The organism is Streptococcus sp. AS20 (genome assembly GCF_000524255.1).
GTDB classification, from domain to species: Bacteria; Bacillota; Bacilli; order Lactobacillales; family Streptococcaceae; genus Streptococcus; species Streptococcus constellatus.
Genome location: NZ_JANS01000012.1, coordinates 25,953 through 52,736 on the forward strand (window position 1 = coordinate 25,953; position 26,784 = coordinate 52,736).

General features: G+C 35.8%; 26 protein-coding genes and 1 pseudogene. 22 read left to right on the forward strand and 5 right to left on the reverse strand.

Going from position 1 to position 26,784, the window contains the following annotated elements; all coding sequences use genetic code 11:
- Positions 1–9 precede the first annotated feature (9 nt).
- The 5 genes and pseudogenes from HMPREF1514_RS06880 to guaB all read left to right on the forward strand — a co-directional run bounded on the left by HMPREF1514_RS06880 (position 10) and on the right by guaB (position 5,004).
- Positions 10–548 (forward strand): annotated as a pseudogene (locus tag HMPREF1514_RS06880) (NAD(P)H-dependent oxidoreductase).
- A 23-nt stretch (positions 549–571) separates the two neighbouring features.
- Positions 572–1,261 (forward strand): triose-phosphate isomerase, encoded by a 690-nt coding sequence (locus tag HMPREF1514_RS06885; protein WP_037598249.1) that lies wholly within the window; start codon positions 572–574, stop codon positions 1,259–1,261.
- 20 nt (positions 1,262–1,281) lie between these two features.
- Positions 1,282–2,277 (forward strand): UDP-glucose 4-epimerase GalE, encoded by a 996-nt coding sequence (gene galE, locus HMPREF1514_RS06890; RefSeq protein WP_037598251.1) that lies wholly within the window; start codon positions 1,282–1,284, stop codon positions 2,275–2,277.
- A gap of 81 nt (positions 2,278–2,358) precedes the next feature.
- Positions 2,359–3,384, forward strand: a complete 1,026-nt coding sequence (trpS, locus tag HMPREF1514_RS06895; protein ID WP_037598254.1) for a tryptophan--tRNA ligase — start codon at positions 2,359–2,361, stop codon at positions 3,382–3,384.
- Between the two features lie 138 nt (positions 3,385–3,522).
- The gene (guaB, locus tag HMPREF1514_RS06900) at positions 3,523–5,004 is read left to right on the forward strand and encodes an IMP dehydrogenase (protein ID WP_037598256.1); all 1,482 of its coding nucleotides are present in this window, start codon (positions 3,523–3,525) and stop codon (positions 5,002–5,004) included.
- An 84-nt stretch (positions 5,005–5,088) separates the two neighbouring features.
- Here the strand turns inward: guaB and recF are convergent, their stop codons facing one another.
- Both recF and yaaA read right to left on the reverse strand, forming a co-directional pair.
- On the reverse strand, positions 5,089–6,186 hold the full coding sequence (recF, locus tag HMPREF1514_RS06905; protein ID WP_037598258.1) for a DNA replication/repair protein RecF: 1,098 nt from the start codon (positions 6,184–6,186) through the stop codon (positions 5,089–5,091).
- Positions 6,187–6,188: 2 nt separating this feature from the next.
- The gene (gene yaaA, locus HMPREF1514_RS06910) at positions 6,189–6,569 is read right to left on the reverse strand and encodes a S4 domain-containing protein YaaA (protein ID WP_037598259.1); all 381 of its coding nucleotides are present in this window, start codon (positions 6,567–6,569) and stop codon (positions 6,189–6,191) included.
- 175 nt (positions 6,570–6,744) lie between these two features.
- Between yaaA and yfmF the strand changes: the two genes are divergently transcribed.
- From yfmF to HMPREF1514_RS06950, 8 genes are all read left to right on the forward strand, one after another.
- Positions 6,745–7,992, forward strand: coding sequence for an EF-P 5-aminopentanol modification-associated protein YfmF (gene yfmF / locus HMPREF1514_RS06915; protein ID WP_037598261.1), 1,248 nt, complete (start codon positions 6,745–6,747; stop codon positions 7,990–7,992).
- Positions 7,992–9,287 carry an EF-P 5-aminopentanol modification-associated protein YfmH gene (gene yfmH / locus HMPREF1514_RS06920; RefSeq protein WP_037598262.1) on the forward strand — a complete coding sequence of 432 codons (1,296 nt, stop codon included), beginning with the start codon at positions 7,992–7,994 and terminating at the stop codon, positions 9,285–9,287. The genes yfmF and yfmH overlap by 1 nt, the downstream gene beginning before the upstream one ends.
- Positions 9,288–9,345: 58 nt before the next feature.
- Positions 9,346–10,167, forward strand: coding sequence for a cytoskeleton protein RodZ (gene rodZ / locus HMPREF1514_RS06925; protein ID WP_037598264.1), 822 nt, complete (start codon positions 9,346–9,348; stop codon positions 10,165–10,167).
- A gap of 10 nt (positions 10,168–10,177) precedes the next feature.
- The gene (pgsA, locus tag HMPREF1514_RS06930; protein ID WP_037598265.1) at positions 10,178–10,717 is read left to right on the forward strand and encodes a CDP-diacylglycerol--glycerol-3-phosphate 3-phosphatidyltransferase; all 540 of its coding nucleotides are present in this window, start codon (positions 10,178–10,180) and stop codon (positions 10,715–10,717) included.
- A 1-nt stretch (position 10,718) separates the two neighbouring features.
- Positions 10,719–11,546, forward strand: coding sequence for an energy-coupling factor ABC transporter ATP-binding protein (locus HMPREF1514_RS06935; RefSeq protein ID WP_037598268.1), 828 nt, complete (start codon positions 10,719–10,721; stop codon positions 11,544–11,546).
- Positions 11,531–12,370, forward strand: a complete 840-nt coding sequence (locus HMPREF1514_RS06940; RefSeq protein WP_037598270.1) for an energy-coupling factor ABC transporter ATP-binding protein — start codon at positions 11,531–11,533, stop codon at positions 12,368–12,370. Before HMPREF1514_RS06935 ends, HMPREF1514_RS06940 begins: the two co-directional genes overlap by 16 nt.
- Entirely contained in the window at positions 12,363–13,157 is a 795-nt protein-coding gene (locus HMPREF1514_RS06945) for an energy-coupling factor transporter transmembrane component T family protein (protein WP_037598273.1), read from the forward strand. The genes HMPREF1514_RS06940 and HMPREF1514_RS06945 overlap by 8 nt, the downstream gene beginning before the upstream one ends.
- A gap of 150 nt (positions 13,158–13,307) precedes the next feature.
- On the forward strand, positions 13,308–13,928 hold the full coding sequence (locus HMPREF1514_RS06950) for a LysM peptidoglycan-binding domain-containing protein (protein ID WP_162837492.1): 621 nt from the start codon (positions 13,308–13,310) through the stop codon (positions 13,926–13,928).
- Between the two features lie 84 nt (positions 13,929–14,012).
- On the opposite strand, the gene HMPREF1514_RS06955 is transcribed toward HMPREF1514_RS06950, so the two are convergent.
- From HMPREF1514_RS06955 to sdaAB, 3 genes are all read right to left on the reverse strand, one after another.
- A complete protein-coding gene (locus HMPREF1514_RS06955) occupies positions 14,013–14,669 on the reverse strand; it encodes an HAD hydrolase-like protein (protein ID WP_006268882.1) in 657 nt (218 codons plus the stop codon).
- A gap of 240 nt (positions 14,670–14,909) precedes the next feature.
- On the reverse strand, positions 14,910–15,782 hold the full coding sequence (sdaAA, locus tag HMPREF1514_RS06960) for an L-serine ammonia-lyase, iron-sulfur-dependent, subunit alpha (RefSeq protein WP_037598276.1): 873 nt from the start codon (positions 15,780–15,782) through the stop codon (positions 14,910–14,912).
- Positions 15,783–15,790: 8 nt separating this feature from the next.
- Positions 15,791–16,462, reverse strand: a complete 672-nt coding sequence (sdaAB, locus tag HMPREF1514_RS06965) for an L-serine ammonia-lyase, iron-sulfur-dependent subunit beta (protein WP_037598277.1) — start codon at positions 16,460–16,462, stop codon at positions 15,791–15,793.
- A 258-nt stretch (positions 16,463–16,720) separates the two neighbouring features.
- Here sdaAB and HMPREF1514_RS06970 point away from each other — a divergent pair, with 258 nt between their 5' ends.
- The 9 genes from HMPREF1514_RS06970 to rpsD all read left to right on the forward strand — a co-directional run bounded on the left by HMPREF1514_RS06970 (position 16,721) and on the right by rpsD (position 26,544).
- On the forward strand, positions 16,721–17,242 hold the full coding sequence (locus HMPREF1514_RS06970) for a LysM peptidoglycan-binding domain-containing protein (RefSeq protein ID WP_037598280.1): 522 nt from the start codon (positions 16,721–16,723) through the stop codon (positions 17,240–17,242).
- A gap of 309 nt (positions 17,243–17,551) precedes the next feature.
- Positions 17,552–18,673, forward strand: coding sequence for a tRNA 2-thiouridine(34) synthase MnmA (gene mnmA / locus HMPREF1514_RS06975; protein WP_037598282.1), 1,122 nt, complete (start codon positions 17,552–17,554; stop codon positions 18,671–18,673).
- Between the two features lie 135 nt (positions 18,674–18,808).
- A complete protein-coding gene (mnmG, locus tag HMPREF1514_RS06980) occupies positions 18,809–20,725 on the forward strand; it encodes a tRNA uridine-5-carboxymethylaminomethyl(34) synthesis enzyme MnmG (protein ID WP_037598285.1) in 1,917 nt (638 codons plus the stop codon).
- Positions 20,726–20,966: 241 nt separating this feature from the next.
- Complete coding sequence (locus tag HMPREF1514_RS06985) at positions 20,967–22,943, forward strand: DHH family phosphoesterase (RefSeq protein ID WP_037598287.1); 1,977 nt, start codon at positions 20,967–20,969, stop codon at positions 22,941–22,943.
- Positions 22,940–23,392: a 50S ribosomal protein L9 gene (gene rplI, locus HMPREF1514_RS06990; protein ID WP_037598290.1), complete on the forward strand. Its 453-nt coding sequence runs from the start codon at positions 22,940–22,942 to the stop codon at positions 23,390–23,392. The genes HMPREF1514_RS06985 and rplI overlap by 4 nt, the downstream gene beginning before the upstream one ends.
- 33 nt (positions 23,393–23,425) lie before the next feature.
- Entirely contained in the window at positions 23,426–24,778 is a 1,353-nt protein-coding gene (dnaB, locus tag HMPREF1514_RS06995; RefSeq protein ID WP_003071605.1) for a replicative DNA helicase, read from the forward strand.
- A gap of 3 nt (positions 24,779–24,781) precedes the next feature.
- Positions 24,782–25,054, forward strand: a complete 273-nt coding sequence (locus tag HMPREF1514_RS07000) for a Veg family protein (protein ID WP_003071603.1) — start codon at positions 24,782–24,784, stop codon at positions 25,052–25,054.
- A gap of 40 nt (positions 25,055–25,094) precedes the next feature.
- On the forward strand, positions 25,095–25,727 hold the full coding sequence (locus HMPREF1514_RS07005) for an HAD family hydrolase (RefSeq protein ID WP_037598292.1): 633 nt from the start codon (positions 25,095–25,097) through the stop codon (positions 25,725–25,727).
- 205 nt (positions 25,728–25,932) lie between these two features.
- Positions 25,933–26,544, forward strand: a complete 612-nt coding sequence (gene rpsD / locus HMPREF1514_RS07010; protein ID WP_003071599.1) for a 30S ribosomal protein S4 — start codon at positions 25,933–25,935, stop codon at positions 26,542–26,544.
- The last annotated feature ends 240 nt before the right edge of the window (positions 26,545–26,784 follow it).

The window sequence follows — 26,784 nt, forward strand, 5'->3', positions numbered from 1 at the left end:
GAGGAAAAAATGAAAATTTTATTAATAAATGGTTATCAAAAGCATGATTTCTGTAAAGAGAATTAAATTTTAGTTTGTATAATGTTGTGTTGGAAAATTTACGACACAAACATGATATTCAGTTATCGTCAGTTGAGGACTACAACGAAATAAACGAAAGAAATAAATTTTTGTGGGCAGATTTGATTATTTTTCAATTTCCTATTTATTGGTTTAATGTGCCTGGAAAGTTAAAGCTGTATATGGATGAAGTTTTTGAATATGGTCAATTTTATTCGTTTGCAGATACTTATGGACAAGGTGGTTTAATGAAAAACAAGGAGTACATCTTATCCACAACTTGGAATGCACCAGAAGAAGCGTTTAATAATCTGACTACATTTTTTGATGGAAAAGATGTTGATGATATTTTGATTTCATTTCATAAGACCATGGAATTTTGTGGTTTAAAGAAAAGAAAAACACTATCTTTCCATAATGTTGTAAAAAATCCTCAATTTGAATCTTACAAACAAACAGTGGAAGATTATTTTTTAAAAGAATTGTAAATATGATGTAAAGGAATAGTAAAGTGTTAGTTGTTTTTAATTTTAAAAATCAGATGTCAATCAAGCAACAATTAGAATTGTTAGAGAAGTTCAATCAACCAATAAACAAGCAGCATCAATTGATTATAGCTCCTATTATACCAAATTATGATGAGTATCATTTTGACATCGCAGTTCAAAATTTGTCAATTAAAGGAAGAAATGTAGGTGATTTATCACCTCAACATTTAAAACATTACAATATAAACTATGCTTTTGTAGGCCATTTAGAAAGACAAAAGTGTTTAAATGAAACAACAAGAATTATTCGATCAAAGCTTGACAATGCTTTACAGAAAGATATTGTCCCTATTATTTGTGTAGGAAATCATGAAAATCCTATTTTTGAATGCACAACATATTTAGATGGTTTGAATCTTCAGGATAAACATATTATCATAGCTTATGAAATATTAAGTGCAACATTAAAAGGAAAAAAGGATTATTCATTTAAAAAAGTTGAAGAAAGTTTCCAAGATTTAAAAGATTATTTAGATAATTCAAGTGTAAAGCTTGGGTTTACATATCAGTTGATTTTTGGTGGGGGTGTAAACTGTAAAGATATTGAACAGATTTTAACCATTGGATTTGATGGTATTCTTATTGGAGATAGAATTGAAAGTTTGGTTGAAACCTACCAGTACTTACTAAAAGATACTCTTGTATTGATGTAGAAAGACAAGGAGAAGAAAAAATGAAATCAATTTTAGTAACAGGTGGAGCTGGATATATTGGCTCTCATACTGTAAAGGCACTTTTAGATGCTGATTATGATGTGCATGTTTTGGATAATCTAGCATCAGGTGTCAGGGATGCAGTGGATGTAAGAGCGCACTTTAAAGAACTGGATGTTTATGATGAGCTGGCATTAAAAGATTATTTACAGTCTCATAAAATTGATGCTGTATTGCACTGTGCAGGGGAAATCGTTGTTAGTGAAAGTATTGAAAATCCTAGTAAATATTTTGCGGCTAACGTAGCAGGCATGAACCATATTTTAAAAGTATTATCAGAAGTAGGCATCAATAAGATGATTTTTTCATCAACGGCTTCAGTTTATGGAAATAATTGTATGGATAAACCAGCAAATGAGGATACGCTATTAAATCCAGTAAATCCTTATGCAGAGACAAAACTGATGGGAGAACGTATGATTTATTGGATGGCCAATCGTTATAATTGGAAATATGTTATTTTTCGTTATTTTAATGTTGCTGGTGCTGCTATGGATGCTTCAAATGGTTTGAGAGTTAAAAATCCGACACATATCATCCCTAATATTAATAAAACAGCTCTGGGACAAAATGATGCTTTAAAAATTTTTGGCGATGATTATGAAACGAGAGATGGTTCATGCATCCGTGATTATATTCATGTTTTAGATTTAGCTCAGGCACATGTAAAGGGATTTGACTATTTGTTTACAGATTCGTCAACGTCACAGATTTTCAATCTAGGAACTGAACATGGTTACACTGTCAAGGAGATATACAATACTGCAGAGCAAATTTTACAGAAAAAAATTCCTCATGAAATTGTCGCACGTCGTGTCGGTGATCCAGCAAGTGTGTTAGCAGATACTGCTAAAGTAAGAGAATTTTTAAATTGGCAAGCCTATTATTCTTTGAAAGATATTATATTATCTGATTATAATTGGCGTGTGAAAGCTGGCAATTCCATTGTCGAATAATTTTTAGAAGTGTAGAAATAGTTTCTACACTTTTTTCTTGAAAATGGTATAATATTATCAAGAAAATTCAAGGAGAATGTGATGTCAAAACCTATTATTTTAACAGGAGATCGTCCAACAGGGAAGTTACATATTGGTCATTATGTAGGAAGTTTGCGAAATCGTGTTTTATTGCAAGATGAAGGGAAATATGAATTATTTGTATTTTTAGCTGATCAACAAGCTTTGACGGATCACGCTAAGGATCCTAAGACAATTGTGGAGTCAATCGGGAATGTGGCATTAGACTATTTAGCTGCTGGCTTAGATCCTGAAAAGACAACTATTTTTATTCAAAGTCAAATCCCAGAGTTGTCAGAACTGTCAATGTATTATATGAATCTGGTATCACTAGCTCGTTTAGAACGTAACCCAACTGTCAAGTCAGAGATTGCTCAAAAAAGATTTGGTGAAAGTATCCCGACTGGTTTTTTAGTTTATCCAATTGCACAAGCAGCAGATATCACTGCTTTTAAAGCGAATTATGTTCCAGTAGGTAATGATCAAAAACCAATGATTGAACAGACTCGTGAAATTGTACGTTCTTTTAATCATACTTATAGTTGTGATGTCTTGGTAGAGCCTGAAGGCATTTATCCTCAAAATGAAGCTGCAGGGCGTTTACCAGGGCTTGACGGGAATGCAAAAATGTCTAAATCTTTAAATAATGGTATTTATTTATCTGATGATATGGATACTCTACAAAAGAAAGTGATGAGCATGTATACGGATCCTGACCATATCAAGATTGAAGATCCTGGTAAAATTGACGGTAATATGGTTTTTCATTATTTAGATGTATTTGGTCGTCCAGAAGATATGCGAGAAATTACAATAATGAAAGAACACTATCAACAAGGTGGACTGGGAGACGTGAAAACAAAACGCTATTTATTAGAAATTTTAGAGCGTGAATTAGGTCCAATTCGTGAACGTCGTGTTGAATTTTCAAAAGATATGGGAGAAGTCTATACTATGTTACAAAAAGGTAGTGATAGAGCACGGCAAGTAGCTAGTCAAACACTTTTTGAGGTAAAGTCTGCTATGGGAATTAACTATTTTCAATAAAAATGAGCAAAACTATCACCTAACGTGATGGTTTTTACTTTTTACTAAAATAGAGATTGACAAATACAGATAGAATGGTATCATATTAACAATAAATACGAGCTATGCTCAATAAATAAAGAAAAGAGGAATTTGTGGATGTCTAACTGGGACGTTAAATTTTTGAAAAAAGGTTTTACTTTTGATGATGTATTACTCATTCCTGCTGAGAGTCATGTTTTGCCAAATGATGCTAATTTACAAACAAAATTGGCTCAAAATTTGACACTCAATATTCCAATTATCACTGCAGCAATGGATACTGTTACAGAAAGTAAAATGGCCATTGCTATTGCTCGTGCTGGAGGTCTTGGTGTTATTCACAAAAATATGTCTATTGAGCAACAAGCAGATGAAGTTCGGAAAGTTAAACGTTCGGAAAATGGAGTTATCATTGATCCATTCTTCTTGACTCCGACTCATACGGTATCAGATGCAGAAGAATTGATGGAGCGTTATCGTATCAGTGGAGTTCCTGTTGTTGAAACTCTTGAAAATAGGAAGCTAGTTGGGATTATTACAAATCGTGATATGAGATTTATTATGGATTATAATCAACCTATCTCTGCGCATATGACGAGTAGAAATCTTGTGACAGCTCCTGTTGGAACAGATCTTGAAACGGCAGAACGGATACTTCATGAACATCGCATTGAAAAATTGCCGTTGGTTGATGACTATGGTCGTTTGTCCGGTTTGATTACAATTAAAGATATTGAAAAAGTAATTGAATTTCCAAATGCAGCCAAAGATGAGTATGGTCGTCTTTTGGTTGCTGGTGCAGTAGGAGTTACTTCTGATACATTTGAGCGTGCAGAAGCTTTATTTGAAGCAGGGGCAGATGCCATTGTCATTGATACAGCACACGGACATTCAGCGGGAGTACTTCGGAAAATTGCTGAGATTCGTGCACATTTTCCAGAACGAACGTTGATTGCAGGAAATATTGCCACTGCAGAAGGTGCGCGTGCGTTATACGATGCTGGAGTTGATGTTGTGAAAGTTGGAATTGGTCCAGGTTCAATTTGTACCACTCGTGTCATTGCTGGAGTTGGTGTACCTCAAGTGACTGCGATTTATGATGCTGCACAAGTTGCCCGTGAATACGGGAAAACAATTATCGCAGACGGTGGCATCAAATATTCTGGAGATATTGTAAAAGCTCTGGCTGCGGGAGGTAATGCAGTCATGCTTGGTTCAATGTTTGCTGGCACAGACGAAGCACCAGGTGAAACGGAAATTTTCCAAGGTCGTAAGTTCAAAACTTATCGTGGAATGGGTTCCATTGCTGCTATGAAGAAAGGCTCAAGTGATCGTTATTTCCAAGGTTCTGTCAATGAGGCAAATAAGTTAGTTCCAGAAGGAATTGAAGGTCGTGTAGCTTATAAAGGCGCAGCAGCAGATATCGTTTTCCAAATGATTGGGGGGGTTCGTTCTGGTATGGGCTACTGTGGAGCAGCTAATCTTCAAGAACTACATGATAAAGCACAATTTATCGAAATGAGCGGAGCTGGTTTGAAAGAAAGTCACCCTCATGATGTTCAAATAACGAATGAAGCTCCAAACTATTCTGTTCAATAAAATTATAAAAGCTCTGCACTATATGATGTAGAGCTTTTATAATTAACTAAGTTGACATCGTTGTAAATTTTAATAACATACACTTTACATGTTTTTTTTTGTTAAATTTCCTTCGTGAATTGAGAAAATTTTAATATCAGAAGGCATGTTTTGTAAATGTTCTAGAGTTGTTGTGGTGATAAATGTTTGGATATTTTGGGAAATAGATTCAAGTAGATTAAGTTGACGGTTATTGTCAAGTTCACTCATGACATCGTCAAGTAGAAGAATTGGTTTTTCTTTAGTAACAGTTTCCATAAGCTCAATTTCTGCCAATTTGAGAGATAAGACTACGCTTCGATGTTGTCCTTGACTACCAAAATTAGCATTCATATCATTGATATAAAAAACAATATCATCTCGATGGGGACCAACTCCAGTAGTTTTTTTAAATAAATCTCTGCTACGACTTTGTTTTAATGCAATTCGAAAAGCTTCTTCTAGTTTATTGAAATCTGAAAGTCGAATAGAAGAGCAGTATTTAATAGTTAAATTTTCTAAATTATTTGAGAGTTCCAAATGTTTTTGCTGACCAAAGTATTCTAATTTTTTGAGAAATTCTATTCGATGCTGCATAATGCGGCAACCAAACTCTACTAACTGATCATCCAAGACAGTTAAAAAAGTCTCATCTATTGTTTTTGCTGTCTTTAAATAAGTATTTCTCTGTTTTAGAACATGATGATAATGTGATAAATCAGATAAATAAATTGGTTTAATTTGCCCCAACTCTATATCAACAAATTTGCGTCTAAGGGCTGGAGCTCCTTTAATCAATTGTAAATCTTCTGGAGCAAACAAAACAATATTCATATTTCCAATGTAATCTGATAATTTGCTTTGTTTTAGATGATTAACCTTTGTAATTCTTCCTTTTGGTGTCAAGTCAATCTCTAAAGAGATCTTTCCAGTTTGCTTGACAAGTTGTCCAGATACTTTTAAGCTGTCTTTAGAAAAATAAATTAAATCTTTATCTGAACGAGTTCGATGACTCCGTGTCAATGCAAGAAAATAGATAGCTTCTAAAATATTTGTTTTTCCTTGAGCATTTTGACCTAGAAAAATGTTGAGTCCAGGATGAAAGTCTATTTCAGTTAGCTTGTAATTGCGAAAATGTTGAATTTGTAAGTTTTTTAACCACATATTTAAATACCTGGGAAGCGGATAGGAGCTTTTTTATTAGATTTATTGGCTTTTTGATTTGCTGTTGCTGGTTTACTTTTTTTGATACTTTTGTTCATTTCTTTTACAAGAGCGCCGACTCGTCTTTTTTCTAAAAGCTCTTTTTCGTGCTCAATTCTTTCCTCCTCATTTGGTGCAGTCAATAGTATTTCTAATTTTTGATTTGGAAGAGTGATGATATCGCCAATACGAATTTTCTTTCCGCGACGAGTTTCGAGATCTCCATTAAAATAAACTTGATTTTCTTGAAGAAAACTTTTAATAGCACCACCACTTTGAATGATTCCAACTTCTTTTAATAATGCTTGTAAAGTAATATATTCATCAAATAATTTGTATTTCATAATTCACCTCAATCTTTGTCATTATATCATAATTGGGTGAAAAGATAATATTAAAATTATTCAAACGTATCATGAAGAAAACGTTTTAAGATGAAAGAATAATACTTGAATGAGAAATTAAGCACTGTTTCGTGATATAATAGAGGTCAATAAAAAAAAGAAGATGAGGGACGATATGGAGCTGGTTTCTGGAGTAGATCTCCATTTTATAACATCCAAAAAATTTAAAACCAATCGAATAAAAATAAGATTTTCAGCTCCAACGTCTATGGATACGATAGCGGGACGCGTACTGGCTGCAAATATGCTCGAAACAGCTAACGAAATTTATCCCACGTCACAGATCTTTCGTGAGCGATTAGCAAATCTTTATGGTGCGAACTTTTCAACAAGACTATCACGAAGAGGACTCATTCATTATGTAGATTTAGATATTTCCTTTGTTAGTGATGCATTTTTAAGTCGTAAAAATGCATTAACAGGAGAGATACTTAATTTTTTAAAAGATAGCTTGTTAAAACCTTTAGTAGATGGAAGGGCTTTTAATCGAACTGTTTTTGAAGTTGAAAAGAAGAATGTACTTAACGATTTAAAAGCTGAAATTGAGGATCACTTTTATCACGCTCATCAAGAACTGAATAAATTATTTTATACAAAGCAAGACATGCAAATTCCTCATTTTGCCACATTAGATTTGGTTGAAAAAGAAACTCCAGAAAGTAGCTTTGCAGTTTTTCAAGACATGCTTCAAAATGATAAGATTGACATATTTTTTATAGGTGATTTTAATGAGATTGAAGTCTATGAACATTTAAAGATGTTTGGTTTACACCCTCGTCAACCTGAGTTACACTTGCATTATCATCAAGAATTTTCGAATGTTTTAAAAGAGGGATTGAAACAAAATGATGCTCATCAATCCATTATTGAATTAGGATATCATTTTTCAGTTCAATATGGAGATAGGAATCATATCCCTCTTGTTGTATTGAATGGACTTTTAGGTGGTTTTGCTCATTCAAAATTATTTGTTAATATTCGTGAGAAAGAAAGTTTAGCTTACACGATTTCAAGTAGTATTGATATTTTTTCAGGTATGATGCGTATTTACGCTGGGATTGACAGGAAAAATAGGACTAAAACAGTCAGTTTAATTTATCGACAAATTGCAGATTTGAAAAAGGGACGTTTTACAGATGAAGACTTAAATCAGACTAAAAAAATGCTTCGAAATACGATGCTCCTTTCTTTAGATAGGCAAAATACATTGATAGAACGAGCTTATATGGCGTCTGTTTTGCAGAAAAGATTTATGTCAATTGATGTTTGGTTAAATGCTTTAGAAACAGTCACTAGAGAAGATATTATCGTCATTGCAAAACAACTCAGACTACAAGCAGTTTATTTCATGGAAGGAAAATAATGCAAATTTTAAAAATGGAGAGAAAGGATTATCCGGCAGTTGGGGAAGTAGTCTATCAAACTACTTTGCAAAATGGTTTAAGAGTGTTTCTTTTACCCAAACAAGACTTCAATGAAACTTATGGGATTATGACAGCAAATTTTGGGTCAATTGATACTTGTTTTATTCCGCGCGGTTCTAATCAAGTTGTTCAATATCCTGCAGGAGTTGCTCATTTTTTAGAACATAAATTATTTGAAGATGAAAATGGCCAGGATATTTTACAACAGTTTGTTAAGTTAGGAGCTGAGAGCAATGCCTTTACAAGTTTTACTAAGACCAGCTATCTTTTTTCAGCGACGGACAATATTTTAGAAAATGTGAGATTGTTGCAAAGTTTACTAGAAAATGCTTATTTTACCGAAGAGTCGGTTCAACGTGAACAGGGGATTATTCAACAAGAAATTAGCATGTATCAAGATAATCCAGATTATTGTTTGTTTTTTCATACTTTAGCAAATCTTTATCCAGACACTTCATTAGCAGAAGATATTGCAGGAAGCATTGAATCAGTTACGGAAATAACAGTTGAGGATTTGAATGAAAATTTTGAAACCTTTTATCATCCATCCAATATGAGCCTATTGTTGATTGGCAATTTTGACTTAGAAAAGACTATTACTGTTATTCAAGAGCAACAAGAACATCTGGATTCTTTTGCTAAACAAGGACTCATTCAACGCTCTTCTCTTACGTTAAATCCTATTATTGCTACTGGAAGTGTACGAATGGAAGTGGCAAGTTCTAAGCTAGCAATCGGGTTACGTGGAAATCAATCGTTAGCGGAAGTTGATTTATTTCGTTATAAAATTGGTTTAAAACTGCTATTTGCAATGATGTTTGGCTGGACATCTAAAAGATTTCAAGCGCTTTACGAAGTTGGAAAAATAGACAACTCTCTATCGTTAGAAGTTGAGGTAGAAAAAGATTTTCACTTTGTGATGTTGACAATGGATACTAGTGAACCAGTTACTCTATCTCACCAATTTCGTTCGGCAATTCGGGATTTTGAAAAAGATCCTGATGTGACAGAAGAACATCTTGATACTATAAAAAGTGAAATGTTTGGTGATTTTTTGCATGGGCTCAATTCGCTAGAGTATATTGCAACTCAATATAAAACCTTTTCAGAAGGTGAGAATCTATTTGATTTACCCAAAATATTGCAGACAATTAGTTTAGTTGATGTGATTGAGATAGGACATTATTTTATTGATTCTTGTGACATGATTGATTTTACTATTTTTCCAAAATGATTTCATGTTTTAGTGAAATTTGGTAAAATAGTGTTTAATAGAAAGAAGGCTGAGGCGTATGAGAAAAAAAACAATTGGTGAAGTCCTGAGATTGGCTCGTATCAATCAAGGGATGAGCTTAGAAGATTTACAAAAGAAAACAGATATTCAGTTGGAGTTACTAGAAGCTATGGAAGCTGATGATTTTGATCGTCTCCCTAGTCCTTTCTATGCTCGTTCTTTTCTAAGAAAATATGCTTGGGCTGTTGATTTAGATGAGCGAATTATTCTTGATGCTTATGAAGAAGGAAGCATGATTACTTATGATGAAGTGGACATTGATGAGGAAGAGAATTTTAGAAGCCGAAGAACGAAAAGGCAGCGAACTTCTTTTTTGCCATTATTCTACTTAACCATTCTAGCATTAGCTATTTTAGTCTTTGTTAGTTATTATGTTTGGACATATGTTCGTCATAATTCGTTAACCACAAATCCTTCATCAAGTTATAGTGTTGTAAATAAACAAACAACTACTTCATCTAGCTCAAATGATGAATCTACTTCTAGTGAATCTTCTAACAGTTCCAAAACAAATTTGACTGTATCGGGAAACGGCAGCAACTTGACAGCGATATTGACAGGAGCAGTCAAACCTGTCAATTTAAAACTATCTGTTAAAGATACAACTAGCTGGGTAAGTGTTACAGGTACAGACTTAGAAGGTGGTGCAACATTAAGCCCTGAAAATCAAAGTGTGTCAACCACTATTTCACCAGGAACTACATCAACAATTACTCTTGGTGTGGTTCAAGGTGTGACAATTACAATAGATAATCAGCAGATTGATACATCAGGCTTGACAAGTTTGACAGGTACAATTACACTTATAATAAATAATTAAGGAAATGAAAATGAAAAAAGAAAATATTCCTAATGCTTTAACTTTGTTACGGATTGCTTTAATTCCAATTTTTATTTTAGTTCTATCCTTAAGTTACTCTGTTGGAATGCATGTTTTTGCAGCGATTATTTTTGCAGTAGCTAGTATTACAGATTACTTGGATGGCTATTTAGCTCGTAAATGGAATGTTGTAACGAACTTCGGGAAATTTGCTGATCCGATGGCAGATAAGTTATTAGTAATGTCGGCTTTTATTATGTTGATTGAAATGAATATGGCACCTGCTTGGGTTGTTGCAGTTATCATTTGCCGAGAGTTAGCTGTTACAGGTTTGCGGTTATTGTTGGTTGAAACTGGGGGGACAGTCTTAGCTGCTGCTATGCCAGGAAAAATAAAAACATTTACGCAGATGTTTTCCATTATTTTTTTGTTATTGCACTGGACATTGCTAGGACAAATTTTGCTATATATTGCATTGATTTTTACGATTTATTCGGGTTATGACTATTTCAAAGGAAGTGCCTATCTCTTTAAAGATACATTTAGATAATATGAAAAATATCATTGACGTTCAGCATTTAAAGTATAAATATGATAATCATGTAGAGGACTATATTCTTAAAGATGTGACGTTTCACGTGAAACAAGGAGAGTGGTTGTCTATTGTAGGTCATAATGGCAGTGGCAAATCTACGACAATTCGTTTAATAGACGGTCTGTTAGAAGCAGAAAGTGGCGAGATTATCATTGATGGAGATGAATTAACTCTTGAAAATGTATGGGAAAAGCGCCGGCATATTGGGATGGTTTTTCAAAATCCAGACAATCAATTTGTGGGAGCAACCGTTGAGGATGATGTCGCTTTTGGTTTGGAAAACCAAGGGATGGATTACCAAACGATGTTTGACAGAGTTCAAGAAGCGTTAGATATTGTTGGGATGCAAGACTTTAAAGAACGTGAACCTGCAAGACTTTCTGGTGGGCAAAAGCAGCGTGTGGCTATTGCTGGTGTGGTTGCTTTGCGTCCTGATATCGTTATTTTAGATGAAGCAACTAGTATGTTGGATCCAGAAGGGCGTTTAGAGTTAATTCAGACAGTTAAAAAGATTAAAGATCAACATGGTATGACTGTTATTTCTATCACACATGATTTGGATGAAGTAGCTCTTAGTGATCGAGTTTTGGTGATGAAAGAAGGACAGGTAGAATCGACTAGTACACCAAGTGAGCTTTTCTCACGAGCGGATTTAGAGGATTTAGGTTTAGATGAACCTTTTACAAATCAAGTAAAAGCAACTTTGCTGAATTCAGGCTTTCAATTGCCAAAGCGCTATTTAACAGAAAAAGAATTGCAGGATTATTTATGGGAATTACTTTAGAAAATGTTAGTTATACTTATCAAGCAGGCACTCCCTTTGAGAGTCCTGCACTTTTTGAAGTCAATTTAGAAATAAAAAATGGATCATATATTGCTTTGGTTGGTCATACAGGTAGTGGAAAATCAACTATTTTACAATTACTGAATGGACTTTTAGTGCCAACTGAAGGAAGTGTTGTGATTAATGATGTCAAAATTACTTCGACATCTATAAACAAGGATATTAAACAAGTACGTAGAAAAGTGGGATTGGTTTTTCAATTTGCTGAAAGTCAGATTTTTGATGAGACAGTTTTAAAAGATGTTGCTTTTGGTCCACAAAATTTTGGAGTATCAAAAGAAGATGCTGAACGTTTAGCACGTGAAAAATTAACTCTTGTCGGAATTTCAGAAGAATTATTCGAACGTAGCCCATTTGAATTATCTGGAGGACAAATGCGTCGAGTAGCCATAGCTGGTATTTTAGCGATGGAGCCAGAAATTCTTGTCTTGGATGAGCCAACAGCCGGTTTAGATCCCGCTGGACGAAAAGAATTGATGAGCTTATTTAAGCGATTACATGAAGCAGGAATGACCATTGTTTTGGTAACACATTTGATGGATGATGTTGCTAATTTTGCGGATACTGTCTATGTGATGGAAAAAGGAAGACTAGTCAAAAGCGGAGAGCCTCGGCAAGTTTTCCAAGATGTAGCATTTATGGAAAGTATTCAACTAGGAGTTCCCAAAATTACAAAATTTGCACAAGAATTAAAAAATAGAGGGCTAACTTTTCCATATTTACCTATCACTATAGAAGAATTTAAGGAGGTATTCCATGGATAGTATGATTTTGGGGCGATATGTTTCTGGAAATTCAATCATTCATCGACTAGATCCTCGCAGCAAACTTTTGTCAATGTTTTTCTTTATTTTAATTATCTTTTTAGCAAATAATATTGTAACCAATGGACTATTGTTCATCTTTGCAATATTACTAGTTGGGCTTTCAAAGATTCCTTTAGTTTTTTTCCTTAAAGGATTAAGATCTATGGTCTTTTTGATTGCTTTTACTACTTTATTCCAACTATTTTTTACATCTGGTGGCTCGTTGTTATTTCAATTTGGCTTTATAAGAATCACAGAGGTAGGTTTAGCTCAGTCAGGCATCATTTTTAGTCGCTTTCTTTTAATTATTATTTTTTCTACTCTCCTGACTTTAACAACCATGCCACTTAGTTTGGCAGACGCAGTTGAATCATTATTGCGGCCTTTAGCAGTATTAAAGGTACCCGTTCATGAAATAGGGTTGATGTTGTCAATGAGTTTACGCTTCGTCCCTACTTTGATGGATGACACAACACGGATTATGAATGCTCAAAGGGCGCGTGGGGTTGATTTTGGTGAAGGAAGTGTTGTTCAAAAGGTAAAATCAATTATTCCTATTTTGATTCCGTTATTTGCTTCTAGCTTTAAACGTGCAGATGCTTTGGCAACTGCTATGGAAGCGAGAGGTTATCAAGGTGGTGTAGGAAGAAGCCGTTACCGTCAGTTGAGGTGGAAAAAAGAAGACACACTTTCTATTTTTACTATGTTTGTCTTAGGTTTGATGTTATTTTTCTTAAAAAGTTAAAAAACTTATATTATTGTTAGCAAAAAAACGCCTTTTAAAGCGTTTTTTGCGTATAAAATCAATATTTCTGTAATCTTTGTAATACAATTATAAGATTAGAGTAATATTTTATGTGTAATATAGTATTATACGAAAAAAGGAGAAATTGATATATACATGAAATCAATGAAATTAACGTTATCAGGACTTCTTACTGCAGTTGCTTTTTTTGCAACAGGAACTATTGCAAGTGCTGAATCTTATACTGTTAAATCAGGCGATACTTTATCAGAAATTGCTAAAGAAAAAAATACATCAGTTGAAAAGTTAGTTGAGCTCAATAAAATTAAAAATCCGGACTTGATTAAAGTTGGACAAATTTTAGAGCTTGATGAAGAGAATCTTTCAGCAGGTTCGACAGAGACTGCAACAGAAGAAGCTGTAACTTATGAAGATGTGACGTATAATGCACCTGCTGCTTCAACTACTTATTCGCAACCAGCTACAGCAAATCATTCTTCAAATGCTGTTCTTTCTAATGGTAATACAGCAGGAGCGACAGGTGCTTATGCAGCTGCTCGTATGGCAGAATTAACAGGTGTTCCAGCGTCAACTTGGGAACAGATTATTGCTCGTGAGTCAAACGGACAAGTGAATGCTTATAACCCATCAGGAGCTAGTGGTCTTTTTCAAACAATGCCAGGTTGGGGTTCAACAGCTACAGTAGATGATCAAATTCAGGCTGCTTATCGTGCATATAGTGCACAAGGGTTATCAGCTTGGAATTACTAAGTGGAATAACAAGAACGGATTAATTAAAAGATGAATAAATCAAGTAAAGATTTATTCATCTTTTTTGTATATCGTAAATATAGTTTACAACTTATGTAAAGTATTATTTATCAATGCTGTTAAAAGATTTTGTGGTGAATTTGAGATAAAATCTGCTCCATTGTTAATTAATTCATCTCGATATCCAAATCCCCACAAAACTCCTAGAGTGTTCATTCCAACGGATTTTCCACCTATCATATCAAATTTGGTATCTCCGACGATAACAGATTGGTTAAGGTTGGCATGAGAATAGTTTAAAGCGCGTGTTAAAACATCGGCTTTATGGTAAGAATTCGGAAGTGAGCCAAAGATGCCATTGAAATGCTTATCAATTTTTAGGTATTGTGCCATTTTATTAGCCATCACTTCATTTTTACTAGTGGTGATATAGATATGGTAATCTGAATTTTCTAATTCTAATAAAAGTTCCTTTACACCATGGTAAAGCTGAGTTTCAAACACACCTTTATTTTTATAATATTCTCTAAATAAAGCAATAGCATGATTGATATCAGCTTCTGGAACAACAGAAGCAAAGCTTACTTCTAAAGGTGGTCCAATGAAGGTATCTAACTCTTTGCTATCAGGGGTTTTGATATTTAACGAGGTGAATGCATAGTGGAAAGCATTTTTGATTCCTGCTGAACTATCAACAAGTGTTCCATCTAAATCGAAAAAAATATACTTAAAATTTTGCATAGTCTGTATTTTTATAAGGGAGACAGTCTGGAAGACTGTTGAGGTTGCGAATGAAGAAAAAGAAGGTTTTGTTAAAAGTACTCTTCTCAGCTTGAAAAGTGAACAGTGTTAAGATTTGTCTTGCAAATCTTATCAGCTTCAAAGCGCTACTTTGAGCAACAGTTATTGCAGCGTTGGTGTCTTATACGGTGTACTTTGAAGCTGGAGGTTGTTATCCCAGCTTTTTTGTATAAAAAGAGGTCAATCTCCAAAAATTTCTTTAGACAGTTTACGACCAGTAGGTGTAGTTGCTAAACCACCTTCAGCAGTTTCGCGAAAAGCAGTTGGCATGCTAACCCCGACTTGATACATAGCATCAATCACTTCATCAACGGGAATTTTAGATTCAATTCCTGCTAAAGCCATGTCGGCTGCAATGAAAGCATAACTAGCTCCCATAGCGTTTCGCTTGACACAGGGAACCTCTACCAAACCTGCAACGGGATCACAGATTAATCCAAGCATATTTTTAATGACAAAACAAATTGCTTGACTGGCTTGAAATGGTGTGCCCCCAGCTGCTAGAACAAGTGCTGCTGCACTCATGGCTGCTGCTGACCCGACTTCAGCTTGACAGCCTCCTTCGGCTCCTGAAATGGATGCATTATTAGCGATAACTAGACCAAAAGCTCCAGCAGTTAATAGAAAGTCTAGTTGTTGTGTTTCAGTAAGTTCTAATTTTTCAATAGCTGATGTGAGAACGGCAGGTAAACAACCAGCACTTCCAGCTGTTGGTGTTGCACAAACTAGCCCCATTTTAGCATTATATTCATTGACAGCAATAGCATTTTTTGCTGCCGTTAAGACAGTGTAATCTGAAAGTGCTTTTCCTGATTGAATATATTTGTGAAGTTTGGTTGCATCACCACCTGTTAAACCACTCCGAGATTTACTTTCATCTAATCCCATAATGACAGAGGCTTTCATAACTTCTAGATTTCTGGTCATCAACCGTAAAACTTCATCTCGTTCACGCCCTGTCAGTTCGTATTCAGTAGCAATCATAAGTTCGGCAACGCTGCCTTGAAAGTCTAAATCAGCTTGTTCTACTAATTCTTTGATTGAATAAAACATAAGTTCTCCTATTTGAAGAAATTGACATTGTGGAGATGAGGAATTTTGCGAATTTCTTCTATTGCTTCCTCGCAACTGCGACTGTCAACTTCGATAATCATAATTGCTTTTTCACCAGCTTTTTCTCTTGTGACATTCATTTGTGCAATATTGATGTTGTAACGAGAAAGTGCTTCAGTAACATGAGCAATCATTCCAGGTATATCTTGATGAACGATAATGATGGTCGGAGTGTTCATACTGAGCGAAACAGAGAAACCATTTAATTCAGTCACTTGGATATTTCCACCACCAATAGAAATACCAGTAACGCTAATCGTTTTCCGATCATTTTTAACGGTTATTTTAGTTGTATTTGGATGTGGAGCATTGCTATCTTTTTGAATCGTCCAGACAATTTTAATACCTCTTTTATGAGCAATCTCAAGGCTGTTTGGAATTTCAGGATTATCTGTGTCCATCCCAAGAATCCCAGCCACCAGAGCTAGGTCTGTACCATGTCCCCGATAAGTTTTTGCAAAAGAATTAAATAGTTGAAATTCAACTTCTGTTGGCTCGTCATCAAAAATTGATGAAACAATTTTTCCAATACGAACAGCACCTGCTGTATGACTGCTAGACGGACCAATCATAACAGGTCCAATAATATCAAAAACAGATTGAAATTTTAGTGAGTTCATCGTAACTCCTTATAAGTTCATTGTCTTCATTATATCAAAGTTCAGTATATTTTTCTGCCTTTTTAATTGATAAAATGGATGTGACCCAACTTCTAGACTTGCTTCAATGTAACTTTTCTTATAGTAACCTTAAAGCAAAGAAATATAGGGTGGATTTTAGTCTTTCTTCAATTTGTTTGTAATATTTTTAATGAAAGGAAAAACCAAGAGTAATAATTAAGGTATATGATAGTTCTATCATAGAAAAGGAGAATTTAAATGATGTTGAATTTAAATAGCACAAATAAAAAAACAAAAGTAGGTTTAATGAGTTTAACAGCAACAGCGCTGTTCTTTCTTCCTACATTTGCAAATGCAGATAGCTATACAGTAAAATCTGGAGATACTCTTTCAGCTATCGCTGCATCACATAATACAACAGTTGATCACATTGCTCAGAAAAATAAGATTAGCAATATTCATCTGATTAGTGTTGGGCAAGTATTGGAGTTAGATGATACCACTACAACTACTACGGCATCAAGCAATTCTACAACTACTACATCTGGTCTGAGTGCTGAAGATGCAGCAGCAAAAGAATGGATTGCACAAAAAGAATCAAGTGGTAGTTACACAGCACAAAATGGACAATATTATGGTCGTTACCAATTGAGTTTATCTTACTTAAATGGTGACTTATCAGCAGAAAATCAAGAAAAAGTAGCAGACGCTTATGTAGCAGGTCGTTATGGTTCTTGGTCAGCTGCTAAGGCTTTCTGGCTAGCAAATGGTTGGTATTGATGAATACGAGAAATAATTGAGGTTGGGACAAAATGTTCCAGCCTGTTTTTTACGATAGAAGTTGCAAAGTCATTCACTAGATTCCAAGAAACTATTTTGATGGAGTATCCATTGTTCAATCACTGTCTCAATAGTTGTTATCTACCACATTTTTAGTTTACAGCGGTGTAAAGGTAGAACTATTTGGCTGTTGAAATTTGTTCTTAAACTTATTTCATGTTATAATAAACCTTGCTCTAAGCGACCTTCAATCGTTGAAAGCACAGCACGACCTTCAATCGTGAAATAACGAAAAGATGGGAGAATACAATGAGTGATAACTCTAAAATTCGTGTCGTTGTTGGTATGAGCGGAGGTGTTGATTCATCAGTAACTGCTTTGCTCTTGAAAGAGCAAGGTTATGATGTGATTGGCATCTTCATGAAAAACTGGGACGATACAAATGAATTTGGTGTCTGCACAGCCACAGAAGACTACAAGGATGTAGCAGCTGTTGCAGATCAGATTGGTATTCCTTACTACTCTGTCAACTTTGAAAAGGAGTACTGGGATCGCGTTTTTGAATATTTCTTGGCGGAATACCGAGCTGGTAGGACTCCGAATCCAGATGTCATATGTAACAAGGAAATCAAGTTTAAAGCCTTCCTTGACTATGCTTTGACACTGGGAGCAGATTATGTTGCAACTGGTCATTATGCTCAGGTGAAGAGAGATGAAGATGGCCTAGTCCACATGCTGAGAGGTAAGGACAATAATAAGGATCAGACTTACTTCCTAAGTCAACTGTCTCAGGAACAACTTCGGAAGACCATGTTTCCTCTGGGGCATCTAGAAAAGCCAGAAGTTCGAGCAATTGCTGAAAAAGCTGGTTTGGCTACAGCTAAGAAAAAAGACTCGACGGGTATTTGCTTCATCGGCGAAAAGAATTTTAAAGAATTTCTGAGCCAATACTTACCTGCCCAACCTGGTCGCATGATGACCTTTGAAGGTCGAGATATGGGCCAGCATGCTGGGTTGATGTATTATACTATTGGCCAGCGAGGTGGTCTTGGAATTGGTGGTCAGCATGGTGGTGATAATGAACCTTGGTTCGTTGTTGGAAAAGATCTCAGTCAAAATATTCTTTATGTTGGTCAGGGCTTTTATCATGACAACTTAATGTCAACCAGCCTTGACGCTAGTCAGGTTCATTTCACAAAAGAAATGCCAGAAGAATTTACTATGGAATGTACTGCTAAGTTTCGCTATCGTCAGCCAGATTCTAAGGTGACAGTTACTGTAAAGGGTGACAAGGCAACTGTCAACTTTGCAGAACCTCAACGTGCTATTACACCTGGACAAGCTGTTGTTTTTTATGATGGAGAAGAATGTTTGGGTGGTGGTTTGATTGATAATGCCTATAAAAATGGAAAGCTTCAACAGTATATTTAGATTGACATATTTTAGCAATCTGCTAAAATAGATGTAGCAATAACTATGATGGTCAAAGCTCATGGATGTTGCAGGCTTTTTGTCCTGCACTTCTAGAGGTTTGACTTTTTTGGTGAAAAAATAAGGAAAGAAAAGATGACATACAATTTTACTGAAAGTTATGATATTGTCGTAATTGGAGCAGGGCATGCAGGTGTTGAGGCTTCACTAGCAGCCAGCCGGATGGGCTGTAAAGTTTTACTTGCGACAATCAATATTGAAATGTTAGCCTTTATGCCTTGTAATCCTTCTATTGGAGGTTCTGCTAAGGGAATTGTTGTACGGGAAGTGGATGCTCTAGGCGGAGAGATGGCTAAGAATATAGATAAAACTTATATTCAGATGAAGATGCTTAATACTGGGAAAGGACCTGCTGTTCGTGCTCTTCGTGCGCAAGCAGATAAAGAACTCTATTCCAGAGAAATGCGTAAGACGGTTCAACACCAAGAAAATCTGACTTTGCGTCAAACTGTTATAGATGAGATTCTAGTTGAGAATGGGAAAGTTATTGGTGTGAAAACAGCTACGCATCAAGAGTTTGCTGCAAAGGCAGTTGTTGTAACGACCGGTACAGCCCTGCGTGGAGAAATTATTATTGGGGATTTGAAGTATTCTTCTGGTCCTAATCATAGTTTAGCTGCAATTAACTTAGCAGATAATTTACGTGACTTAGGGTTTGAAATTGGACGTTTTAAAACAGGAACGCCACCACGTGTAAAGGCGGCGTCAATTGATTATGATAAAACAGAAATTCAGCCAGGAGATGAGAGGGCAAACCATTTCTCTTACACTTCTAGAGATGAAGATTATATTAAGGATCAGATTCCTTGTTGGTTGACTTATACTAATGCAGGGAGTCATGAAATTATTCAAAACAATCTTTATCGTGCACCAATGTTTTCAGGAATGGTGAAGGGTGTTGGTCCACGTTACTGCCCGTCAATTGAGGACAAAATTGTTCGTTTTGCAGATAAAGAACGCCACCAACTTTTTTTGGAACCAGAAGGACGAGATACAGAAGAGGTTTATATTCAGGGGCTTTCAACGAGTTTGCCAGAAGATGTTCAAAAAGACTTAGTGCATTCTATTAAGGGACTTGAAAATGCTGAATTGATGCGAACTGGCTATGCGATTGAATATGATATGATTATGCCACATCAGCTTCGTGCTACTCTAGAAACTAAGAAAATCTCAGGTTTGTTTACAGCTGGGCAAACGAATGGGACGTCTGGTTATGAAGAAGCAGCGGGACAAGGCATTGTTGCAGGAATCAATGCAGCTCTAAAAGTTCAAGGAAAACCGGAACTGATTTTGAAACGCAGTGATGGTTATATTGGGGTCATGATTGATGACTTGGTCACTAAGGGAACGGTAGAGCCGTATCGTCTTTTGACTAGTCGAGCCGAATATCGTCTCATTTTACGTCATGACAATGCGGATATGCGATTGACTGAAATTGGACGTAAAGTAGGATTGGTTGATGATGAGCGCTGGCTGCGTTTTGAAATTAAGAAACATCAATATGAAACTGAAATGAAGCGTTTGAATTCTATTAAATTAAAGCCAATTAAAGAAACGAATGAAATGGTTGAAAAATTAGGCTTTAAACCATTGACAGACGCAGTTACAGCGAAAGAATTTTTGCGTCGTCCAGAAGTTTCGTATGAAGATGTTATCAATTTTATTGGTCCAGCAGCTGAAGTTTTAGATGAAAAGATTATTGAATTGATTGAAACTGAAGTTAAATATGAAGGCTATATTTCTAAAGCGCTGGATCAGGTTGAGAAGATGAAGCGCATGGAAGAAAAACGTATTCCGGCAACTATAGATTGGGATGATATTGATTCCATTGCGACAGAAGCTCGTCAGAAGTTTAAGAAAATTAATCCAGAAACTATTGGTCAGGCTAGTCGGATTTCTGGTGTCAATCCTGCAGATATTTCTATTTTGATGGTTTATTTGGAAGGTAAATCACGAAGTATTTCGAAAAACCAGGAAAAAACAAAAAAATAATGATGAAGATACTTGTTCAATAGTATGAGCAAGTATCTTTTTCGTGAAAAATGTTTGACAAGTTTGTAAACTATTGAGTTAGTAAAGTTGAGAAAACAGTGACAGAACTTGTTTTTCCTTGTAAAGTAGACCAAGTAGTAATAGAAAGATTGATGTCTAACAAGATATTTGGCTTGCTTTATACAGGGAAAGCTCGCTTTTTTAGAGCTTTTATGGTAAAATGGCGGTTAAGAGGTTTATGATGGAAAAATTTCGTTTTACTCCAATCCATTTTGTAATCATGGGTGTTATTTCCTTTGGAATTTTAGCTATTTTATTAAGAGTTCTTGGTAGCGGCATTTTGATGTTAGTTGTGCTTTTTTTGGTGCTGGCTATTTTGATTTTTCTATTGATTTTCCAACAAAAAAGTTATGAACTTAATGAAGTAGAACAAATCCAGTATGTAAACAATCAAGCAGAAAACAGTTTGGCGTCATTACTTGAAAGGATGCCAGTTGGTGTTGTGAAAGTAGACCAAGCATCTGGAAATGTTGAATGGTTTAATCCCTATGCAGAGTTGGTTCTCACCAATGAAGATGGTGAGTTTGATATGGATTTACTGCAAAAAATCACTAAAATACCATTTGAAAATACAGGATCGTATGCAACGATTGGTGATACCAAATATTCAGTGTATCTGGATCAGGCTTCAAGTGTGTTTTACTTTTTTGATGCGTCTAGCGAATATGAAGCAACTACAGAACTCGTGACGACAAGACCAGTTATCGGCATTGTTTCAGTTGATAATTATGATGATCTGGAGGATGTTGTTTCAGATTCAGATATTAGTCATATTAATAGTTTCATCGCAAAGTTTGTTGCTGAATTTGCCGAAAAATACGCCATGTTTTCTCGTCGTGTGGGGATGGATCGTTTTTATATTTTTACAGATTACACAGTTTTGGATCAGTTAATGCAAGATAAGTTCACAGTGATTGATCAGTTTAGGGAAGAGGCGAAAAAGCGGGAAATTCCTCTTACTTTGAGTATGGGATTTTCGTATGGAGATAGCAATCATGAACAGATTGGTAAAGTAGCTCTGTTAAACTTGAACCTTGCTGAAGTTCGTGGTGGTGATCAGGCTGTTGTAAAAGAAAATGATGAGTCAAAGAATCCAGTTTATTTTGGTGGTGGATCAGCTGCATCTGTGAAACGGACGCGTACTCGCACGCGCGCTATGATGACTGCTATTTCAGATAAGATTAAAAGTGTGGACCAAGTTTTTGTGGTTGGGCATAGAAACTTGGATATGGATGCACTGGGCTCTGCTGTTGGAATGCAAGTATTTGCTAGCAATATTATTGATCAGACCTATGCTGTCTATGATCCTCATCAAATGGCTGCTGATATTGAGCGAGCAGTTCATAGATTGCAAGATGAAGGAGAGACCAATCTTCTTTCGGTCGCTGATGCGATGACAATGGTAACGAATCGCTCTTTACTAATCATGGTGGATCATTCAAAAACAGCTCTGACCCTATCAAAGGAATTTTATGATTTATTTCATCAAATTATCGTCATTGACCACCATAGAAGAGACCAGGATTTTCCAGAAAATGCCATTATTAGCTACATTGAAAGTGGAGCAAGCAGTGCTTGTGAATTAGTGACAGAATTGATTCAATTCCAAAATTCTAAGCATCGACGTTTGAGTAAAATGCAAGCTAGTGTATTGATGGCTGGAATTATGCTGGATACGAAGAAATTTTCTTCGCGTGTCACTAGTCGAACATTTGATGTAGCAAGTTATTTGCGCACGCGTGGAAGTGACAGTGTAGCTATTCAGGATATTTCTGCCACAGACTTTGATGAGTACCGTGAGGTGAATGAGCTAATTTTAAATGGTAAGAAAATCTTGCCAAATGTACTTGTAGCCACTGGAGCAGAAGAAAAATGCTATGATACAGTTGTTATTAGTAAAGCTGCAGATGCTATGCTAGCTATGTCGGGAATTGAAGCGAGTTTTGTTGTCAGCAAAAATAAACAAAATAGTATATCGATATCTGCTCGTAGTCGTAGTAAAATCAATGTACAGCGGATTATGGAAGAGCTTGGCGGAGGCGGTCATTTTAATTTGGCAGCAGCGCAAATTTCTGACCAGACAATCGCACAAATCATCCAACGGTTGAACGAAATTATTGTTCATGAAGTACTAAAAGATAAGGAGTTAAAGAAATGAAAGTAATTTTTTTAGCAGATGTTAAAGGAAAAGGGAAAAAAGGCGAGATTAAAGAGGTGCCAACTGGTTATGCACAGAACTTTTTGATTAAAAAAAATCTTGCAAAGGAAGCAACTGCTGCAGCTATTGGTGAACTTCGTGGTAAACAAAAATCAGAAGAAAAAGCGCATGCAGAAATGTTAGCTGAAGCACAAGCCATTAAGGAAAAGCTGGAAGAAGAAAATACAATTGTTGAATTTACTGAAAAAGTAGGACCAGATGGACGTACTTTTGGTTCTATTACCAATAAAAAAATTGCTGAAGAATTGCAAAAGCAATTTGGAATTAGGATTGATAAACGATTGATTCAAGTCAAGAATCCTATTCGTTCTGTTGGCTTGATTGATGTGCCAGTGAAAATTTATCAAGATGTGACTAGCGTTATCAATTTACGTGTAAAAGAAGGTTAATAAAGAAGATTATTTTTTGAGAGAGGAGGTCTTATGGCAGATATTGATGAATTGCGAGTACAGCCGCAAGACATTTTGGCAGAACAATCTGTTTTAGGTGCGATTTTTATTGATGAGAGTAAGCTAGTTTTTGTTCGTGAATATATCGAGCCAAACGACTTCTTTAAATATGCCAATCGCTTAATTTTTAAAGCGATGATTGATTTGGCAGATCGAGGTGATGCCATTGATGCAACGACTGTTCGTAATATTTTAGACAGTCAGGGTGATTTGCAAAACATTGGTGGTTTGTCTTACTTGGTTGAAGTTGTAAATTCAGTGCCGACTTCTGCCAATGCTGAATATTATGCTAAAATTGTAGCAGAGAAGGCTGTTCTGCGGCGGTTAATTTCACGTTTGACAGACTCTATCAACCTAGCTTATGATGGTGCTAGTCCTGCAGATGAAATCATTGCTGGAGCGGAAAAAGCGTTAATTGATGTTAGTGAAAATGCTAGTCGAAGTGGTTTTAAAAATATCAAAGAGATTTTGAATCTTAATTTCGGTAGTTTGGAAACACGCTCCCAACAAACTTCTGATATTACAGGGATTGCGACAGGTTATCAAGATTTAGATCATATGACGACTGGTCTCCATGAAGAAGAGCTCATCATTGTGGCAGCTCGTCCTGCTGTTGGTAAGACTGCTTTTGCCCTCAATATTGCACAAAATATTGGAACCAAGCTAGATAAAACAGTTGCTATTTTTTCTCTGGAAATGGGTGCCGAGAGCTTAGTAGACCGGATGTTGGCGGCTGAGGGTTTGATTGAATCGCATTCAATCCGAACGGGACAATTGACAGATGAAGAATGGAGCAAGTATGCGATTGCACAAGGAAATTTAGCAGAAGCTAGCATTTACATTGACGATACACCAGGAATTCGGATTACAGAGATTCGTTCACGTGCTCGAAAATTAGCGCAAGAAACAGGAAATCTTGGCTTGATTTTAATTGATTACTTGCAATTAATTACAGGGACTGGTCGAGAAAATCGTCAACAGGAAGTTTCTGAAATTTCTCGTCAATTAAAGATTTTAGCAAAAGAGTTGAAAGTGCCTGTTATTGCGCTGAGCCAGCTTTCGCGTAGTGTGGAGCAACGTCAGGATAAGAGACCAGTTTTGTCAGATATTCGTGAGTCTGGTTCAATTGAGCAGGATGCAGATATTGTAGCTTTTCTTTACCGCGATGACTATTATGAACGGGGCGGTGAAGAAACTGAAGGGATTCCAAACAACAAAGTCGAAGTGATTATCGAAAAGAACCGTAGCGGTGCACGTGGTACGGTGGAATTGATTTTTCAAAAAGAATACAATAAGTTTTCAAGTATTTCTAAGAGAGAGGAATAGATAATGAGTGATGCATTTACAGATGTTGCAAAAATGAGAAAAATTAAAGAAGAAATCAAGGCTCATGAAGGAAAAATGGTGGAAATGACTCTTGAAAACGGTCGTAAACGTCAAAAAAATAAGCAAGGTCGTTTAATTGAAGTCTATCCTTCTTTGTTTATTGTTGAATATACCAACAATAGTAGTAATCCAGGTGAGATTGAAAATACTTACGTCGAATCCTATACTTATTCGGATATTTTAACAGAGAAAAACTTGATTCGGTATTTAGATTAAGATAAATTTATTTTAATGTAATGCGGGGCTGGAGTAAGAAATGATTAAAAATCTAATTTTTGATTTTGGCAATGTTTTAATTGAATGGAACCCTGCTAAGATTTTAGCTGCTTTCGTAGATGATGAAGAAGATCGTAAGCGTGTCAAAACGGCTGTTTTTGACTCGGGAATTTGGGCTCAGACGGATATTGGAGAATTAAGCTTGAAACAAGCCATTCGGAAAGCTCAAAAATTGCTAGACGGTTCGTATGCTCCTACTGTTGAAGCTGTTTTTACTCGTTGGTATGAGGTAATAGATAGCTATTATCAGCTACAAGAGAAAATTTTTGAATGGGTTCAGATGGGGTATAGTATTTATATTTTATCTACTACCAGTGAGATCTTTTATATGGTTGAAAATGCCGGTTTATTACCAATGACAAAAGTATTGACGGGGAAAATCCTTTCTTACGAAGTAGGATGTGCAAAACCAGATAAAAGTATCTATCAAAAATTACTGACCAAGTATACATTGCAAGCTAGCCAATGTGTGTTTATAGATGATCTACAGGTTAATCTAGATACTGCTAAAAGTTTGGGGTTTGAAACTATTTTAGCAACATCTGAACAGCAAAATATAATTGCGATAGAGGAATTATTGACAAAGAAAGGTTCTTTCCATAGAAAGAAATAATCTGATAAAATCCATCTTTACAGATAGGATTTTTTTTGATATAATGGCTTTTGTGTGAAATAGCAGCAGGAGAGCATGAAGCTCGTCAACAGAACATTAGCTATAAAAAGTAACCTTGGCTGTTTAGGCGAAAATGTTCTGCACGAATCAGGGCTTTCTAAGTGACTATTTCCTCAAATTATTATTTTTACAGGAGGACATATTTATGTCACGTTATACAGGACCTTCTTGGAAACAAGCTCGTCGTTTGGGTCTTTCTCTTACTGGTACAGGTAAAGAATTGGCACGTCGTAACTACGTACCAGGACAACACGGACCAAACAACCGTTCTAAATTGTCAGAATACGGTTTGCAATTGGCTGAAAAACAAAAACTTCGTTTCACTTACGGTGTAGGTGAAAAACAATTCCGTAACTTGTTCGTACAAGCTACTAAAATCAAAGAAGGAATCCTTGGTTTCAACTTCATGCTTCTTCTTGAGCGTCGTTTGGACAACGTTGTTTACCGTCTTGGTCTTGCGACTACTCGTCGTCAAGCTCGTCAATTCGTAAACCACGGTCACATCCTTGTTGACGGCAAACGTGTTGATATCCCATCATACCGCGTAACTCCAGGTCAAGTGATCTCAGTTCGTGAAAAATCATTGAAAGTTCCAGCTATCCTTGAAGCAGTTGAAGCAACTCTTGGACGTCCAGCATTCGTATCATTCGACGCTGAAAAATTGGAAGGTTCATTGACTCGCTTGCCAGAACGCGATGAAATCAATCCAGAAATCAACGAAGCGCTTGTCGTTGAATACTACAACAAACAACTTTAAGCTAAGACTTATCCGAAGTTGGGAATCTTCCCAGCTTCTTTTTTATGACTCATTGAAAAGATCAAAAAAAGAGAAAACGAATTTTGAACTGCACCCCAAAAGTTAGACAGAAAAAGGGGGTCAGTACAGTTGTTTTCTCTTTTCTAGTTTTAAAAGTGATGAGCATTTTTGTCTTGAAGTTTTTCACATTTTAACACTAAATGGCTTTATTCGTTAATATTTGAATAATCTTGGTAGTAG